This is a genomic window from Burkholderia stagnalis, assembly GCF_902830275.1.
Classification (GTDB): Bacteria; Pseudomonadota; Gammaproteobacteria; order Burkholderiales; family Burkholderiaceae; genus Burkholderia; species Burkholderia stagnalis.
Map to the genome: position 1 here is coordinate 309,821 of NZ_CADESW010000002.1, position 15,533 is coordinate 325,353.

At 71.5% G+C, this 15,533-nt stretch carries 14 protein-coding genes; 8 read left to right on the forward strand and 6 right to left on the reverse strand.

What is annotated here, in order from left to right:
* Nucleotides 1-64: 64 nt before the first annotated feature.
* A complete protein-coding gene (locus HWY45_RS05365; RefSeq protein ID WP_059883979.1) occupies nucleotides 65-4,123 on the reverse strand; it encodes a translocation/assembly module TamB domain-containing protein in 4,059 nt (1,352 codons plus the stop codon).
* Nucleotides 4,124-4,151: 28 nt separating this feature from the next.
* Nucleotides 4,152-5,975: an autotransporter assembly complex protein TamA gene (locus HWY45_RS05370; protein WP_059883980.1), complete on the reverse strand. Its 1,824-nt coding sequence runs from the start codon at nucleotides 5,973-5,975 to the stop codon at nucleotides 4,152-4,154.
* A gap of 246 nt (nucleotides 5,976-6,221) precedes the next feature.
* On the opposite strand from HWY45_RS05370, the gene HWY45_RS05375 reads away from it, so the two are divergent.
* The 4 genes from HWY45_RS05375 (at nucleotide 6,222) to panD (ending at nucleotide 8,812) form a co-directional block, all read left to right on the forward strand.
* On the forward strand, nucleotides 6,222-6,410 hold the full coding sequence (locus tag HWY45_RS05375) for a DUF3460 family protein (protein ID WP_059564450.1): 189 nt from the start codon (nucleotides 6,222-6,224) through the stop codon (nucleotides 6,408-6,410).
* A 4-nt stretch (nucleotides 6,411-6,414) separates the two neighbouring features.
* Nucleotides 6,415-7,317 carry a segregation and condensation protein A gene (locus tag HWY45_RS05380; RefSeq protein WP_059883981.1) on the forward strand — a complete coding sequence of 301 codons (903 nt, stop codon included), beginning with the start codon at nucleotides 6,415-6,417 and terminating at the stop codon, nucleotides 7,315-7,317.
* 223 nt (nucleotides 7,318-7,540) lie between these two features.
* Nucleotides 7,541-8,380: a pantoate--beta-alanine ligase gene (gene panC / locus HWY45_RS05385; protein WP_059564448.1), complete on the forward strand. Its 840-nt coding sequence runs from the start codon at nucleotides 7,541-7,543 to the stop codon at nucleotides 8,378-8,380.
* Nucleotides 8,381-8,425: 45 nt separating this feature from the next.
* Entirely contained in the window at nucleotides 8,426-8,812 is a 387-nt protein-coding gene (panD, locus tag HWY45_RS05390; protein ID WP_059564447.1) for an aspartate 1-decarboxylase, read from the forward strand.
* Between the two features lie 88 nt (nucleotides 8,813-8,900).
* On the opposite strand, the gene HWY45_RS05395 is transcribed toward panD, so the two are convergent.
* The 4 genes from HWY45_RS05395 to HWY45_RS05410 form a co-directional block, all read right to left on the reverse strand.
* Nucleotides 8,901-9,542: a ParA family protein gene (locus tag HWY45_RS05395; RefSeq protein WP_059564446.1), complete on the reverse strand. Its 642-nt coding sequence runs from the start codon at nucleotides 9,540-9,542 to the stop codon at nucleotides 8,901-8,903.
* Between the two features lie 189 nt (nucleotides 9,543-9,731).
* Entirely contained in the window at nucleotides 9,732-10,145 is a 414-nt protein-coding gene (locus HWY45_RS05400) for a DoxX family protein (RefSeq protein ID WP_059883982.1), read from the reverse strand.
* 152 nt (nucleotides 10,146-10,297) lie between these two features.
* Nucleotides 10,298-10,438: a hypothetical protein gene (locus HWY45_RS05405; RefSeq protein WP_164721383.1), complete on the reverse strand. Its 141-nt coding sequence runs from the start codon at nucleotides 10,436-10,438 to the stop codon at nucleotides 10,298-10,300.
* A 93-nt stretch (nucleotides 10,439-10,531) separates the two neighbouring features.
* Nucleotides 10,532-12,040: a cobyric acid synthase gene (locus HWY45_RS05410; protein ID WP_059883983.1), complete on the reverse strand. Its 1,509-nt coding sequence runs from the start codon at nucleotides 12,038-12,040 to the stop codon at nucleotides 10,532-10,534.
* Between the two features lie 60 nt (nucleotides 12,041-12,100).
* Here HWY45_RS05410 and cobU point away from each other — a divergent pair, with 60 nt between their 5' ends.
* Genes cobU through HWY45_RS05430 form a run of 4 tightly spaced genes read left to right on the forward strand, consistent with a single transcriptional unit; the run spans nucleotide 12,101 to nucleotide 15,531 of the window.
* Nucleotides 12,101-12,655, forward strand: a complete 555-nt coding sequence (cobU, locus tag HWY45_RS05415; protein WP_059884026.1) for a bifunctional adenosylcobinamide kinase/adenosylcobinamide-phosphate guanylyltransferase — start codon at nucleotides 12,101-12,103, stop codon at nucleotides 12,653-12,655.
* A complete protein-coding gene (gene cbiB, locus HWY45_RS05420) occupies nucleotides 12,649-13,593 on the forward strand; it encodes an adenosylcobinamide-phosphate synthase CbiB (protein WP_059883984.1) in 945 nt (314 codons plus the stop codon). Before cobU ends, cbiB begins: the two co-directional genes overlap by 7 nt.
* Entirely contained in the window at nucleotides 13,586-14,605 is a 1,020-nt protein-coding gene (cobD, locus tag HWY45_RS05425; protein ID WP_059883985.1) for a threonine-phosphate decarboxylase CobD, read from the forward strand. The genes cbiB and cobD overlap by 8 nt, the downstream gene beginning before the upstream one ends.
* Nucleotides 14,572-15,531 (forward strand): cobalamin-binding protein, encoded by a 960-nt coding sequence (locus tag HWY45_RS05430; protein WP_230946967.1) that lies wholly within the window; start codon nucleotides 14,572-14,574, stop codon nucleotides 15,529-15,531. The genes cobD and HWY45_RS05430 overlap by 34 nt, the downstream gene beginning before the upstream one ends.
* Nucleotides 15,532-15,533 lie beyond the last annotated feature (2 nt).

Below are 15,533 nucleotides of genomic sequence, written 5' to 3' on the forward strand. Positions count from 1 at the left end.
CCGCGCGGGGTTTTTTATTGGTGCTGCGTCGGCTCGGCAACGGCGGGCGGCACGCGCACCGCCGTCACCGGCTCCCGAACCACCGGTCGAAGCGCCGCGTGTAGTTCAGGTCGACGCCCTGGAACGTGCCGCCGTACGCGGACACCGACCAGAAGCGCGTCAGGTTGATCGTCGCCTTGAACGCGTTGGCCGCCGATTGCAGCCCCTGCTCGTAGCCGAGCACGAAGCGCTCGTTGATCGCCTTCGAGATCTGCACGACCTGCGGATCGGTCAGGCCGACGTCGCTGCGGCCGATCGAGAATTCGTCGAGGCCGATGCTCTGCGCGACGCGCTTGCCGGTCGCGCTGCCGAGCAGCGCGAGCGCGGCGGTCATCGCGTTCTGCTGGCCGACGTTGTTGCCCTGGTCGGTGCCGTGGCCGAACAGCAGCCACGACAGCTTCTCGTTGTCGGTCACGTTCGGCTCCGACACGAGCTTCACCGTCGGCGCCTGGATCGTGCCCGTCACCTGCACCCCCGCCTCGACTTCCTGGTTGCGCCGCATCGCGAGGATGTTGATCCCCGGGTTCGACACCGGGCCGTTGAACGTGAAGAAGCCGTTCTCGACCGCGAGCTTGCGGCCGAACGACGTGTAGGTCGAGCCTTCCGTCACGCGCACGTTGCCGACCGCGCGCAGCGGCACGCCGGGCGCGCTCGTCACGGTGATCGTGCCGCGCAGCCCGAGATCCGCGCCGTGGCCCTTGAAGCGGAAGTCGTTGCCGAGCCCGATGTCGATGTTCGCGCGCGGCGCGAGCGACGGCGCGGGCTTGTCCGCGGCCGGCTGCGGCTTCGCGATCGCGGTGCCGGTCTGCGTCTCGCCGCGCACCGTGCCGTCGGCGCGCACGATCACGACGTCGTCGGACAGGTGCGGCGCCGCCGCCTCCGGCAGGTCGAACAGCGCGCGATCGACGACGAACTTGCCGTCGATCGCGAGCCCGCCGCGCGGCCCTGCGTTCGCGACCGTGGCCTTGCCCGACAGCGACAGCTTGCGGTCGGGCGCCGCGAACAGCTCGAGCTTGTCGGCGACGATGCTTGCCGTGAGGTCAGGCGCCTCGTTGTCGAGCCGCACGCGGCCGATCGCGCGCAGCGTGCCGTCGCCGCCGTGGAACTCGACCTGCTGGAATTCGACGAGGTTCTCCGCGAGCCGGATGCGCACGATGCCGTCCTTCAGCTGCACGCCCTGGTCGACGAGCGTCGCGGACAGCGCGTCGCCGGTCAGCATGCCGGACACGGTCGGCTTCGCCGGCGTGCCGGCGACGGTGAGCTTCAGCGCCGCGCGCCCGCCGAGCAGGTAGCTCGGCCCGAACAGGTTGCCGGTCGCCTTCAGCGACGGGATGTCCGCGTCGATGCGGCCCGCCAGCGGGCCGTCGTCGGCCACCGCGAGCACGCCGTCGCGCGGCGCGAACGGCACCGCGACGTTCGCATCGAGCGTGCCGATCCGGCTCGCCTTGGCCTGCGCGGTCACGTTCAGCCGGTTGCCCGCGCCGAACGCGGCGCGCGCGGCGAGTTCGGTCAGGCCGAGCGACGAGATCCCGCGCGCGGTCTCGACGGTCACGTCGCCGCCGCGCCGCTTGACCTGCAGGTAACCGGTCGCGGTCGCGCCGACCGAGAAATCCCAGTCGGCATCGAGCACGACGTCGGTGCGCACCGGCGGGCGCTGGCCGGTCAGCGCCTGGCGGACCTCGAGGAAGCGCGCGACCGACGCGCCGCGCACCGCGCCCGCGGAGCGCAGCTGGCCATGGTCGTATGCGAACGACTTCAGGTCGATCGCCGCGCCTTCGAGCGTGAGCTTCGCCGCGCCGAGCACCGCGCGCCCGCCGCCCGCGGATACGGCGAGCGGCGTCTCCAGCGCGAAGGACGGCGTGCCGCGGTTCGCCAGCCGCGTGACGGTGCCGTCCCAGCGCATCCCGTCGCGGTTCTCCACCACCCCGCCGTTCGCCGCGAGCGTCGCGTCGATCACGCGCCCGCCGGCCATCCCGAGCGCCGACGCGTCGAGCGTGTGCTTCGCGCGCGTGCCGTCGAGGTGCGCGCGCAGCGTCTTCAGTTGCAGCGAGCCGAGCGCGACGTTGCTCGCGTCGGCGGTGAACATCAGCGCACCGTGCGCGCCGTCGCGGATGTCGGCGCGGCCCTGCGCGGCGCCGATCCGGTTCGCGCCGAACACGACGCCTTCGGCCTTGTAGGTTGCGGTGACGTTCGGATGCGCGAAGCTGCCGGTCAGGTCGCCCTGCGCCTGCACGAGCCCCGCGACCCCGAAGCCGAGCCGGTCGAGCTGCGGCGCATCGACGGCGAAGCGCAGCCGGTCGCCGGGCGCGCCGAAGCTGCCGTGCAGGTCGACGCGGTTGCCGGCGATCGACAGGTTCGCGTTGCTCGGCAGGATGCGCGCGCCGGCGAGCTGCACGACGCCCGCGCCGGTCAGCGGCAGGCCGTCGTACAGGCTGTCGCCGAGCTTGAAGGTCGCCTTCGTCGACACCTGCGGCGCGAACGCGCCCGATGCGGTCAGCGTGCCGTTCACGCGCGTCTCGCCACGCTTGGCCGGCGCGGCTTGCGCGGATCGCACGGCCCTCGCGCCCGGCTTACCCGGCGCGGCCGGTTTCGGCGCGGCCGGCTTAGGCGCAGCCAGCGCGGCGAGCAACAGCGGATCGAAGTTCGCGAGCGTCGCCTTCGCGTCGTAGCTCGAATGCGCGTCGTGGCGGAACACGCCGGTCAGGTCGATGCGCCCCTTGGCCGCCGTCACGCGCGCGTCCGTCACCACCGTCTGCTGCGGCGTGAGCGCGACCTTCGCGCGCGCGCCGAGCGCGAGCTTCGGATCGGCGAGATCGAACTCGACGGTCTGCGCGCCGCTCGCGAGCGTCACGCCGACCGGGCCGCCGAGCCGCATCGGGCGCAGCGCCGCGACGAACGCGTTGAGGTCGAGGTTCGCTACCTTCAGGTCGAAGCGGCCCTTGCCGCCCGCGAGCGCACCGCCGCCCGTCACGCTGCCGTCGCGGATCAGCTTCAGCGCGAGGCCGTCGATGCGCTGCGCGTGCGCGTCGAGCCGCACCGTCGCCTTCGCGTCGACGACCGGCAGCCGCTGCTCGCCGAGCGTGCCTGGCTTCGCGTTGACGATCGACACGGGGCCCGTCACCGCGAACACGTGCGGATGCGCGGGATCGGCCGGCGCGGGCGCGAGTTCGGCGCGCACCGCGAGATCGGCGGCCGGCGCGCCCGGCGCCAGCGCCTGCGGATTCACGTGATCGAACGCGAGCGATGCGCGCGTGAGCGGCACCGCGCCGAACGGCGCCGCCTCGACGTGCGCGCGCCCGTTCAGCTTCAAGCCGCTCGCGTCGACGTCGGCGATCAGCGCGTCGAGCGAACCCGACACGCGCGCCCGCGCATCGACCGGCTCGTCGGCAAGCTTGCCCGCGTAGGTTGCGTCCCCGCTCAGCGCGAACGGCCGCATCCCGTCGAGTTTCGCGCGCGCGCTCAGCGCGCCGAACGGCGTATCGACGTGTTCGAGTACCAGGTCGTGAAGGCGGCCGTCGCTGCGGCCGTTCAGCGCGAGATGGTCGAGCTGCGTCGTCGATGCGCCTTCATGGATCGCGAGGCGATCGACACGCAGGTCGTCGATCCGCAGCTGCAGCGGCAGGCGCAGATCCTGCGGCATCACCGTCGGCGTCGACGGCCCCGGCGCGATCCGCACGTCGATCGTGCCCGCGCGCAGGTAGGCGATCGTCGCGCGCAGCGGCGCGCGGGTCAACAACCAGCGGCCATCGAGGCGGTCGATGCGCACCTCGGTGCCGGCGCCGTCCGGGCTCGTCCACGCGAACGACTTCACGCGCACGCCGGTGGCCAGCGCACCGCCTTCGAGCGTGCCCGCGAGCCGCCCGCCGAGCACGCGCACCGCCGCGTCCCATGCGAGCCGCGTGCCGCGCTCGGTCGTGACCGCAGCCAGCATGAGCCCCGCCGCCAGCACGACGAGCAGCACGGCACCGGCCAGCGTCCACGCGACGCCGCGCGCGAGCCGCGACCGGCGCGGCGCGCCGTCGGGCGCCCGCTCGGGCGAGTCCGGATCGTGAGGCGGCGGCGTGTCGTGAATGTCCTTCGTCATGCGGTGTGTCGTGGCGGAAGCGGTTGGGTCAGAAGGCGACGCCGAGCGTCAGGTAAGGTCGCACGCTGTGGTTGCGCAGCCCGTAGGCGACGTCGAGGTTGATCGGCCCGACCGGGCTGCGCCAGCGCGCGCCGATGCCGACGCCCGGGTAGAACACCCGCTCGCCCCACGCGTCGGTCGCGGTGCCGATGTCGAAGAAGGTCGCGGCGCCCCAGTCGCGGTTGAACCAGTGCTGGTATTCGGCGGTGCCGGTCACGAGATACTTGGTCGGCAGCACCGAGCCGGCGACGTTGTTGCCGATGCCCTGGTAGCCGTAGCCGCGCACCGAGTTCGAGCCGCCCGCGCGGAACAGCAGCGACGCCGGCACGCTCGACGAGCTGCCACTCGTGAACACGCCGCCGAGCTCCGCGCGGAACACGACCAGGTCGCGCTTGCCGATCGGCAGGTACTGCTGGCCGCGCGCGTAGCCGCGGACGAAGGTCTGGTCGGCCAGCGCGCCCTTCACCGCGAAGCCGGCCTCCGCATGAATCAGGTTGCCCGAGCGCGGAAACAGCGGATCGTCGACGTTGCGGCGCGTCCACGCCCACTGCGGCACGAGCGCGTGGCTCATGGTCGGCCCCGCGCCGTTCTGCTTGAGCCGGTCCTGATAGAACATCAGCGAATACGCGTAGTCGATGAACTGCCCGGTGCGGGTGCGCTGCACGCCGACCCGCGCGCTGAAGATGCGCGTGTCGGACACGTCGGTGTTCGTGTACGACGCGAGCACGCTGTTGGTCCACGCGCGCTCGCCCGGCGGCATCGACAGCTGGATCTGGCCGTACTGCTGGATCTGGTCGAGGCGGCCCGACACCGTCAGCGGCCAGGCCGCGCCGAACGTGTCGAGATACGTATATGCGCCCTGCACATGCGGGCCCGTGTCGGTCGCGTAGCCGACCCCGCCGCGGATGTTGTTGTACGGATACTCGCTGACCTTCACGTGCACCGGCGTCAGCTCGGGCTTCGCGGTGTCGCTGCCGACGTCGATCGCGACGCTCGCGTAGTACGGCGTGTTCTGCAGTTGCCGCTGCAGCTCGGTGATCCGCCGGGTGTCGTAGATCTCGCCTTCGGACAGCGGATTGACGTTGGTGACGATCTTCTCCGGATAGCGGCGCGCGCCCTCGACGTCGACCTTGCCGATCGTGAAGGTCGGGCCGCTGTCGAACGTGACCGCGAGCGTCGCGCGCTGCGTGCGCGGATCGATGCGCGCCTCGGACGCGGTGATCTTCGCGCCGAGATAGCGGCGCGACTGCAGTTGCCGCAGCGCGGCGCCCTTCGCGCCGTCCCAGCCGGCCTGCGTGAACGGGTCGCCCGTTTTCATCGAGAACGCGAAGCGCGTCGCGTTCTCCTGCTGCGGGTCTTCCGACTCGACCGGCCCGTGGAACGTCAGGTCGACCGCCGACACGACGGTCTGCGGCCCCGGGTCGACCGACACCCTGACGTCGCGCTTGCCGTCGCGGGTGCGCACGTCGGTGCGCACGACCGGCGAGAAGTAGCCTTCCGTCGCGGTCAGGTCGCGCACCTGCTGCGGCGTCGCGGTGACGAGGAAGTCGAACTGGTCGTCGCTGATGTCGTCACGCTTGGCGAAGCGCGCGATGTCGAGGTGCGACTTCAGCAGCTTGCGGACCGTGCGCGGCGCGTCGATCTCGACGTCGTACTTCGCATAGGCCGGCAGCGCGGCGAGCGCCGCCAGGCAGCCGGCGAGGATGCGCGCGGCCCGCGCCGCGCCCGCGTGGCCGCGCCGGACGCCGCCGCAGGCCGCGGGCCGCCCGGCGTCATGCGCCGTGATTCGTTGCTGGTTCGCCTGCCCCGCCAAATATGACCTCGCCCTCGGAGATGGATGAATGCTTGGAAACCCCGTATTTGACCATACGGATGCCGCCGCGCCCCGATGTGCGCCGCTTCGGCGGCGGCCTGACGCTTGCGCGCAACGGCGCGCGGGCGATCCGGCGGCCCGCGCATTCGACGTGCGTTTGGCGCCGGCTGTTCCCCGCGATGCGGTAAAATCCTGCCATCCCACATTCCGGCGCCCCGCGCGCCGCCTGAAACGGAAAGCCAAGCCATGCCGTACCAGTCCGACGTCACGCAGTTCCTGAACCAGCTCAAGCAGCAGAAGCCGGCGCTCGAAGAAGAACAGCGCAAGGGCCGCTCCCTGCTGTGGGACAAGCAGCCGATCGACCTCGACGAGCGCGCCGCGCAGCAGGAATCGCGCGTGAAGCAGACGCCGTACGTCTACTACCAGAACTTCTGACGACGTGAGCGCCGCCGACGAGCCCAGCGCCGCCCGGCCTGACGCGGCCCGGCCCGACGTGGCCCGCCCGGAAGACGCGGTCGCCGCGCCCGCGGGCGCCGATTCGACGCCCGACACGGTCGACAGCGTCGCGGCGTTCGCTCGCCTGTACGGCGAGCCGCTGTTCAAGCTGCCGCAGGATCTCTACATCCCGCCCGATGCGCTCGAGATCTTCCTCGAAGCGTTCGAAGGCCCGCTCGACCTGCTGCTGTACCTGATCCGCAAGCAGAACTTCAACGTGCTCGACATCCCGATGGCGCAGGTCACCGCGCAGTATCTCGGCTATGTCGACCAGATCCGCGAGACGAACCTCGAGCTGGCCGCCGAATACCTGCTGATGGCCGCGATGCTGATCGAGATCAAGTCGCGGATGCTGCTGCCGGTCAAGAAGGCCGACACCGGCGAGGAAGCCGAGGATCCGCGCGCCGAGCTGGTGCGCCGCCTGCTCGAATACGAGCAGATGAAGCTCGCCGCGCAGCGCCTCGACAAGCTGCCGCAGCTCGGCCGCGACTTCCTGCGCGCCGAGGTCTACATCGAGCAGAGCGTCACGCCGCGCTTCCCGGACGTGAATTCGGACGACCTGCGCGCCGCGTGGGCCGACGTGCTGAAGCGCGCGAAGCTCGTGCAGCACCACAAGATCTCCCGCGAGGAGCTGTCGGTGCGCGAGCACATGAGCCTGATCCTGCGCCGGCTGCAGAACGCGCGCTTCATGGAGTTCGCCGACCTGTTCGACACGTCGCGCGGCGTGCCGGTCGTCGTCGTGAACTTCATCGCGATGCTCGAACTCGCGCGCGAGTCGCTCGTCGAGATCACCCAGGCCGAACCGTTCGCGCCGATCTACGTCCGCCTCGCTTACCTGCCCGCCTGAGCCGCCATAAGGCCCTCGAATCGGGGCCGGTTCGCCCCGGCCGGCCGTATTCCCGACAAAAGAGAACGACCGTGCGTTTATCGGTGCGTCCGGCGGCCAAATCCTCTACAATCCGCCGACGCCCGCCGCGCCGCCCGCGCGCGGGCGCCTTTGCCGCTTCGACCCCGACGCCGCGTGCCGCGGCGCCAACGCGCGCCAGCGCGAGGAACCCCGCTACCCGATCATGAAAGTCATCAGCTCGATCCAGGAACTGCGCGACCAGCTGCGCGGACAGAACCGCACCGCCTTCGTGCCGACGATGGGCAACCTGCACGAAGGGCATCTGTCGCTGATGCGCCTTGCGCGCCAGCACGGCGATCCGGTCGTGGCGAGCATCTTCGTGAACCGGCTGCAGTTCGGCCCGAACGAGGATTTCGACAAGTATCCGCGCACGATGCAGGACGACATCGAGAAGCTGCAGAAGGAGAACGTCTACGTGCTGTTCGCGCCGACCGAGCGCGACATGTACCCGGAGCCGCAGGAATACCGCGTGCAGCCGCCGGACGACCTCGGCGGGATCCTCGAGGGCGAGTTCCGGCCCGGCTTCTTCACCGGCGTGTGCACCGTCGTCACGAAGCTGATGGCGTGCGTGCAGCCCCGCGTGGCCGTGTTCGGCAAGAAGGATTACCAGCAGCTGATGATCGTGCGCCGCATGTGCCAGCAGCTCGCGCTGCCGGTCGATATCGTCGCGGCCGAGACGGTGCGCGATACCGATGGCCTCGCGCTGTCGTCGCGCAACCGCTATCTCGCGCCGGCCGAGCGCCAGGAGGCGCCCGAGCTCGCGAAGACGCTGCAGCGCGTGCGCGAAAGCGTGCTCGGCGGCGAGCACGATCTCGCGAAGCTCGAACAGCAGGCGCACGCGCACCTCGCCGGCCGCGGCTGGGCGCCGGACTATATCTCGATCCGCCGGCGCGCGAACCTGATCGCGCCCAGCGCCGCCGAACTCGACGCCGGCGAGCCGCTCGTCGTGCTCGCGGCCGCGAAGCTCGGCGCGACCCGCCTCATCGACAACCTGGAAATCTGACGGCCCCGCCCGCCAGTGCCTCTCGACGCATCAAGGAGTCACCCCATGCAGCGCCACATGCTCAAATCGAAGATCCACCGCGTGGCCGTCACGCACTGCGAACTGCACTACGAAGGTTCGTGCGCGATCGACGAGGATCTGCTCGACGCCGCGAACATCGCGGAAAACGAGCGGATCGACATCTGGAACATCAACAACGGCGAGCGCTTCTCGACCTATGCGATCAAGGGCGAGCGCGGCAGCGGCATGATCTCGCTGAACGGCTCGGCCGCGCGCCGCGCGCAGCTCGGCGACCTCGTGATCATCGCGGCGTTCGCGGTGGTCGACGAGGCCGAACTGCAGGCCGGCTGGAAGCCGAACCTCGTGTTCGTCGACGACGACAACAAGATCAAGGGCAGCCGCGACCACGTGCCGACGCAGGCCTGGTCGTAAGCCACGGCGCGATGCAACGCAAAGGGCCGGATTCCGTGCTGAACGGAATCCGGCCCTTGTCATTCGTGCCGGGCGCCCGCCGGCGCCGTCACGCGCCCTTCGACGGCTTGCGCTCCGCCCATTCGACGATCGGCCGCCACTGTTCGAGATCCTTGTCGACGCGGCTCTTCGCGACGTCCCACAGCGTGAGCCCGTGCGCGGCGAGCTGCACGTAGTTCTGCGTGTCGCGCACGTAGCCGAGCACCGGCAGCTTGAGCCCCTCGACGAAGCGGTGCAGCTGCTCCGACGAGCGCGTGCGCGCATCGACCCGCATCCCGACGATGCCGACCTCGATGTTGCCCTTGCGCACCGCCTTCTCGTTCGCGAGGTGCTCGAGAAAGTGCTGGGTCGCCAGGATATCGAACATCGACGGCTGCAGCGGCACGATCACCTTGTCGGCAAGCTGCAGCGCGACGTTGAGCCGGTTGCCGTGCAGCCCGGCCGGCGTGTCGATCACCGCGTATTCGAGCCCGCGCGGCGGCTTCGACGGCGCCTCGGGATCGAGCCCCCACGCCTCGATCGCGGGCAGCCCGGCCGGACGCAGGTCGAGCCACGCATGCGAGGACTGCTGCCGGTCGAGATCGGCCAGCGCGACCCACGCGCCCTGCGCCGCGAAGTAACCGGCAAGATTGGTGGACAGCGTGCTCTTTCCCACGCCGCCCTTCGGATTCGCCACCACGATGACCGTCATGAATTCCCCCGAAGAAGCCGCGCGACGCCGGCCGGCCCGGCGGGCGTCGCACAATTGCAGATACAGGGTGCGATGATATCGGCAAATGGGGTATCACCGGAACCGCCGGCGCCGATCCGGCCCCGCCGGTGGCCCGCGGTCCGGCGCAATCACGTGCAATGACGAGCGCTTACGTGCGCTTACGTGCGCTTATGCGCGCTGCGCCGCGGCGCCCGGCGTGCCGAGCGCAAACGCGCCGCCGCCCAGCAACGCCTGCACCGCGAGCGTCACCGCCCAGAATGCCGGATATTCCCAGCCGCCGTGCGGCGACCCGAAGCTCCAGCCGTTCGGCAGATGGGCCGCGGTCGCGCCGAGCATGAACGGCAGCAGCGCCAGCGCGACGATACGCACGCGGAAGCCCGCGATGAGCGCGATGCCGCCCGCCAGCTCGACGGCCGTCGTCAGGTACGCGAGCCACGCGGGCAGGCCGATCGATGCGAAGAACTGCGCGGTGCCGGGCAGCGTGAAAACGAACACCTTCTGCGCAACGTGCGCGAGATACAGCACGCCGAGCGCGACGCGCAGCAGCGTGGCGGCGAAATCGGGGTAGCGGTTCGGGTTCATGTCGGGGTTCCTTCGTGGATGAATGAGATGGAACGCACTCTATTCGAACCATTTTTCCCGATAAACACGCCAACTCGCTTAAATTGATTCCCAAATAGAACGAATCTGGCGAAAAAAAGGGGCATGACCGATCATGCCCCGCGATTCAAGCCTCAGTAGCCGCCCTTGCCTTGCGCGGGGCCGCTGTAGCCGGACGAGCCGCTGCCCGATCCATACGAATCGCATGCCTGCGCCCACGTCGAGGCGGTCAGCAACGCCAGGAGCAGTACAGCCCACCACCGTCGTGCCTTCATCGTCGCGCTCCTTCGGACGGACATCCGCCCTCCTTCGTTGTACGCCACGCGACGAAAAAAGCGAGGACGATCGGCCGCCGCCGGCCGAACGGCTCAGCGGAATTCGGCGTACAGCGCCGGCAGGTCGAGGTGCGCGGCGAAGGTGTCCGCGAGCCGTTCCAGCGATGCTTCGCGCAGCGCCGGGTAGTCGATCCGCTCGGCCGCGTCGAGCCCCGCCCAGGCGAGCAGCGCCGCGCACGCGTCGGGCGCGTCGAACAAGCCGTGCACGTAGGTCGCGAGGATCCGGCCGTCGTCGGACAGCGCGCCGTCCGCGTGCGCGCCGCTCGCGCCGTCGGCCGTCAGTTCGAGCGCCGGCGCCGCGAGCGCGGGCCCGCGCGTCTCGCCCATGTGGATCTCGTAGCCGCGCACGGCCGCGCCGCCCGGCAGCGCCAGCCGTCCGGTCACGTTCTTCAGCGTCTTGTGCGGCTGCAGCGTCGTGTCGAAATCGAGCAGGCCGAGCCCCGGCACGCTGCCCGGCACGCCTTCGAGGCCGAGCGGATCGTCGAGCGAGCGGCCGAGCATCTGCATGCCGCCGCAGATGCCGATCACCTTGCCGCCATAGCGCAGGTGGCGCCGGATCACCGCATCCCAGCCCGCGTCGCGCAGCCACGCGAGGTCGCGCTGCACGCTCTTCGAGCCGGGCAGGATCAGCAGGTCGGCGGCCGGCACGGGGCCGCTCTTCCAGTAGGTGAACTCCACCTGCGGATGCGCGCGCAGCGGATCGAAATCGGTGTGGTTGCTGATGCGCGGCAGCGCCGGCACGACGACCCGCAGCACGCCGCCGTCGCCGTCCGCGCCGCGCGCGGCGCCGCTGCGCGCCTGCGCGGGCAGCATGTCCTCCGCGTCGAGCGTGAGGCCGTGCAGGTACGGCAGCACGCCGAACACCGGCTTGCCGGTCTGCGCGCGCAGCCAGTCGAGGCCCGGCTCGAGCAGCTTGAAGTCGCCGCGGAAGCGGTTGATCACGAACCCGCGCACGCGCGCGCGCTCGCTGTCGGACAGGCACGCGAGCGTGCCGACCAGATGCGCGAACACGCCGCCGCGGTCGATGTCGGCGACCAGCACGACCGGGCAGTCGACGCGCTCCGCGAAGCCCATGTTCGCGATGTCGCCTTCGCGCAGGTTGATCTCGGCCGGGCTGCCCGCGCCTTCGACGATCACGGTGTCGTACCCGGCGCGCAGCCGCGCGTACGACTCGAGCACCGCGTCGAACGCGACCGGCTTGTAGTCGTGGTACGCGCGGGCGTTCAGGTTCGCGCGCGCCTGGCCGTGGATGATCACCTGCGCGCCGCGGTCGCTGGTCGGCTTCAGCAGCACGGGGTTGAAATCGGTATGCGGCGCGACGCCCGCGGCGAGCGCCTGCAGCGCCTGCGCGCGGCCGATCTCACCGCCGTCGGCCGTCACCGCGCTGTTCAGCGCCATGTTCTGCGGCTTGAACGGCGCGACGCGCGCGCCGGCGCGGCGCGCGAGGCGGCACAGGCCCGCGACGAGCGTGCTCTTGCCCGCATCGGACGTCGTGCCCTGGATCATCAGCGTGCCGCGCGGCCGCGTCTCGGGTGCATTCATCGTGTGGAAGGCGTGGCGAATCGAAGGCCGCATTATCGCCTGCGCCGTTACAATCACGCGATGATTCCGCACGACCTCACCTTCGTGCTCGGCGGCGCGCGTTCGGGCAAGAGCGCGTATGCCGAGCGGCTCGCCGCCGACTGCGGCCGCCCTGTCACCTATATCGCGACCGCGTACGCGGGCGACGCCGAATTCGCGCAGCGCATCGCGCATCACCGCGCTCGCCGGCCGGCGAGCTGGGGGTTCGCCGACGCGCCCGTCGAGCTCGCCGACACGCTCGCGCGGCTCGACGATCCGCACGCGTGCCTGCTCGTCGACTGCCTCACGTTGTGGCTCACGAACCTGCTGTGCCCGGCGCAAGGCGAACCGCTCGACGACGCGCAGTACGACGCGCGCGTCGCGGCGCTCGAAGCCGCGCTGTGCAACGCCCGCGCGAAGGTGATCGTCGTCAGCAACGAGATCGGGCTCGGCGTCGTACCGCTCGGCGCCATCACGCGCCGCTACGTCGACGAGCTCGGCCGCCTCAACCAGCGCGTCGCCGCGCTCGCGACCCGCGTGACGCTGCTGGTCGCGGGGCTGCCGGTCGCGATCAAGACGGAGCCTGCGCGATGCTGATGCTGTCATTGTCCACGGTCGCGATGCTCGCGATCGTCGCCGTGATCGTCGATCGCATGCTCGGCGAACCGTCGGCCGGGCACCCGCTCGTCGCGTTCGGGCGGCTCGCCGCGCGCGTCGAAACCGCGCTCAATACCGGCCGGCGCGGCCGCCTGGTCGGCCTCGCCGCGTGGTTCGCGGCCGTCGCGCCGCCGGTCGCGCTGGCCGCGTGGCTCGCCGCCGTGCTGCCCGCGCCGCTCGCGGCCGCGCTGCACGTCGCGCTGCTGTGGTTCGCGCTCGGCGCGAAGAGCCTCGCCGATCACCTCGCGCCGATCGCGGCCGCGCTGCTGCGGCGCGACCTGCCCGGCGCGCGCGCGCTGACCGCACGGATCGTGTCGCGCGACACGAGCGAGGCCGACGAAGGCGCGCTGTCGCGCGCGGCCGTCGAATCGGCACTCGAAAACGGCAACGACGCGATCTTCGGCGCGCTGTTCTGGTTCGTCGTCGCGGGCGGCCCCGGCGCGTTGATGTTCCGGCTCGCGAACACGCTCGACGCGATGTGGGGCTACCGCACGCCGCGCTTCCTGAAGTTCGGCTGGGCCGCCGCGCGGATCGACGACGCACTGAACTGGATTCCCGCGCGCCTCACCGCCGCCAGCTACGCGCTGCTCGGCGACACCGCGAACGCGTGGCGCTGCTGGCGCACGCAGGCGCGCCACTGGGACAGCCCGAACGCGGGCCCGGTGATGGCCGCGGGCGCGGGCAGCCTGAACGTGCAGCTCGGCGGCCCGGCCGTCTATCACGGCGAGCTCGAACAGCGGCCGGTGCTCGGCAGCGGCGCGCCCGCCAGCGCCGCGCACATCGTCGCCGCGCTGTCGCTCGTCACCCGCACGCTCGCGCTGTGGCTCGCGCTGCTCGTCGCGAGCGCCTTCCTCGTCATGGGCACCCAGCATGTCTGACCTTCCGATCGCACACGGCGGCAACCTGCACGAAGCCGCGCGCCGCCACGGCATCCCGTACGACGCGTGGCTCGACCTGTCGACGGGCATCAACCCGGTCGGCTACCCGGTGCCGCCCGTGCCCGCCGACGCATGGCGGCGGCTGCCCGACGACGGCGACGGGCTCGCCGCGTGCGCGGCCCGCTACTACGGCGCGCCGGGCCCCGCGCACGTGCTGCCGGTCGCCGGCAGCCAGGCCGCGATCCGCGCGCTGCCCGCGCTGCTGCCGCACGGCAATGCAGGCGTCGCCGCACTCGCATACGGTGAATACGCGCCCGCGTTCGCGCGTCACGGCCATCGCATCGCACCGCTCGACATCGCCGCGGACACGCTGCCCGCGACGCTGCGCCACGTCATCGTCGGGAATCCGAACAACCCGACCGCCGAGCGCGTCCCGGTCGAGCGCCTGCTCGGCTGGCACGCGCAGGTGTCGGCGCGCGGCGGCACGCTGATCGTCGACGAAGCGTTCGCCGACACCGGCGCGACCGATTCGCTCGCCGCGCACGTGGATCGCCCGGGGCTCGTCGTGCTGCGCTCGGTCGGCAAGTTCTTCGGCCTCGCCGGCATCCGCGCCGGCTTCGTGCTCGCGCATCCCGCGCAGATCGCCGCGCTGCGCGACACGCTCGGCGCGTGGACGGTCGGCGGCCCCGCGCGTCACGCGGTCGCGGCCGCGTTCGCCGATCGCGCGTGGCAGGCGTCGGCCCGCGAACGCCTCGCCGCCGACGGCGCGCGCCTCGCGGCGCTGCTGCGCGGCCACGGCTTCACGGTACACGCGACGCCGCTGTTCAGCTGGACCGACGATCCGCGTGCCGCGGCGCTGCATGCGGCGCTCGCGCGCCGGGGCATCTGGACGCGCCATTTCGCGCAACCGTCGAGCGTGCGCTTCGGCTTGCCGGCCAACGACGCCGAATGGCGACGGCTCGCGGATGCGCTCGCGCAATGCGCGGCGGAACTGGACGGGGGCGCGCGTTGACGAAGCGCCTGCTTGCCTGCCTGCTCGCCTGCCTGCTGCCGGCCGAGGCGCTGCTCGCGCTCGGCAGCGCCCCATCTGCACACGCGGAAGTGAGCGCGCGCGACGACGCCGGCAACACGGTCACGCTGCCCGCGCCCGCGCAACGCGTCGTCAGTCTCGCGCCGCATGCCACGGAGCTGATCTACGCGGCGGGCGGCGGCGCGAAGCTGGTCGGCACCGTCACGTACAGCGACTATCCGCCCGCCGCGAAGGCCGTGCCGCGCGTCGGCGACAACAAGGCGCTCGATCTCGAGCGTATCGCCGCGCTGAAGCCCGACCTGATTGTCGTGTGGCGTCACGGCAATGCCGAGCGGCAGACCGATGCGCTGCGTGCGCTGCATCTCCCGCTGTTCTTCAGCGAGCCGAAGCATCTCGACGACATTGCCACGTCGCTCGGCCGCCTCGGCACGCTGCTCGGCACGCAGCCCGCGGCCGACGCGGCGGCGGCGGCCTTCACGCGCGACGTCGCCGCGCTGCGCGCGCGCTATGCGGCGCGCCCGCCCGTCACGCTGTTCTTCCAGGTCTGGGACCGGCCGCTGACGACGCTCAACGGCACGCATCTGATCGACGACGTGTTCGCACTGTGCGGCGGCCGCAACGTGTTCGCGCAGCTCAAGCCGCTCGTGCCGACCGTGACGGACGAGGCCGTGCTCGCGGCCAACCCCGAAGCGATCGTGACGACGAGCGCGGGCGCGACGCCGTCGCGCGAGCCGCTGCCGAGCCTCGCGCGCTGGCGTGCGTGGCCGGCGCTGACCGCCGTCGCGCGCGACAACCTGTTCGCGATCGACGGCGATCTGCTGACGCGCGCGTCCCCCCGGATCGCGCAGGGCGCGGCCGCGCTATGCGCGGATCTCGATCGCGCCCGCGCACGGCGGCCGGCACGCTGACG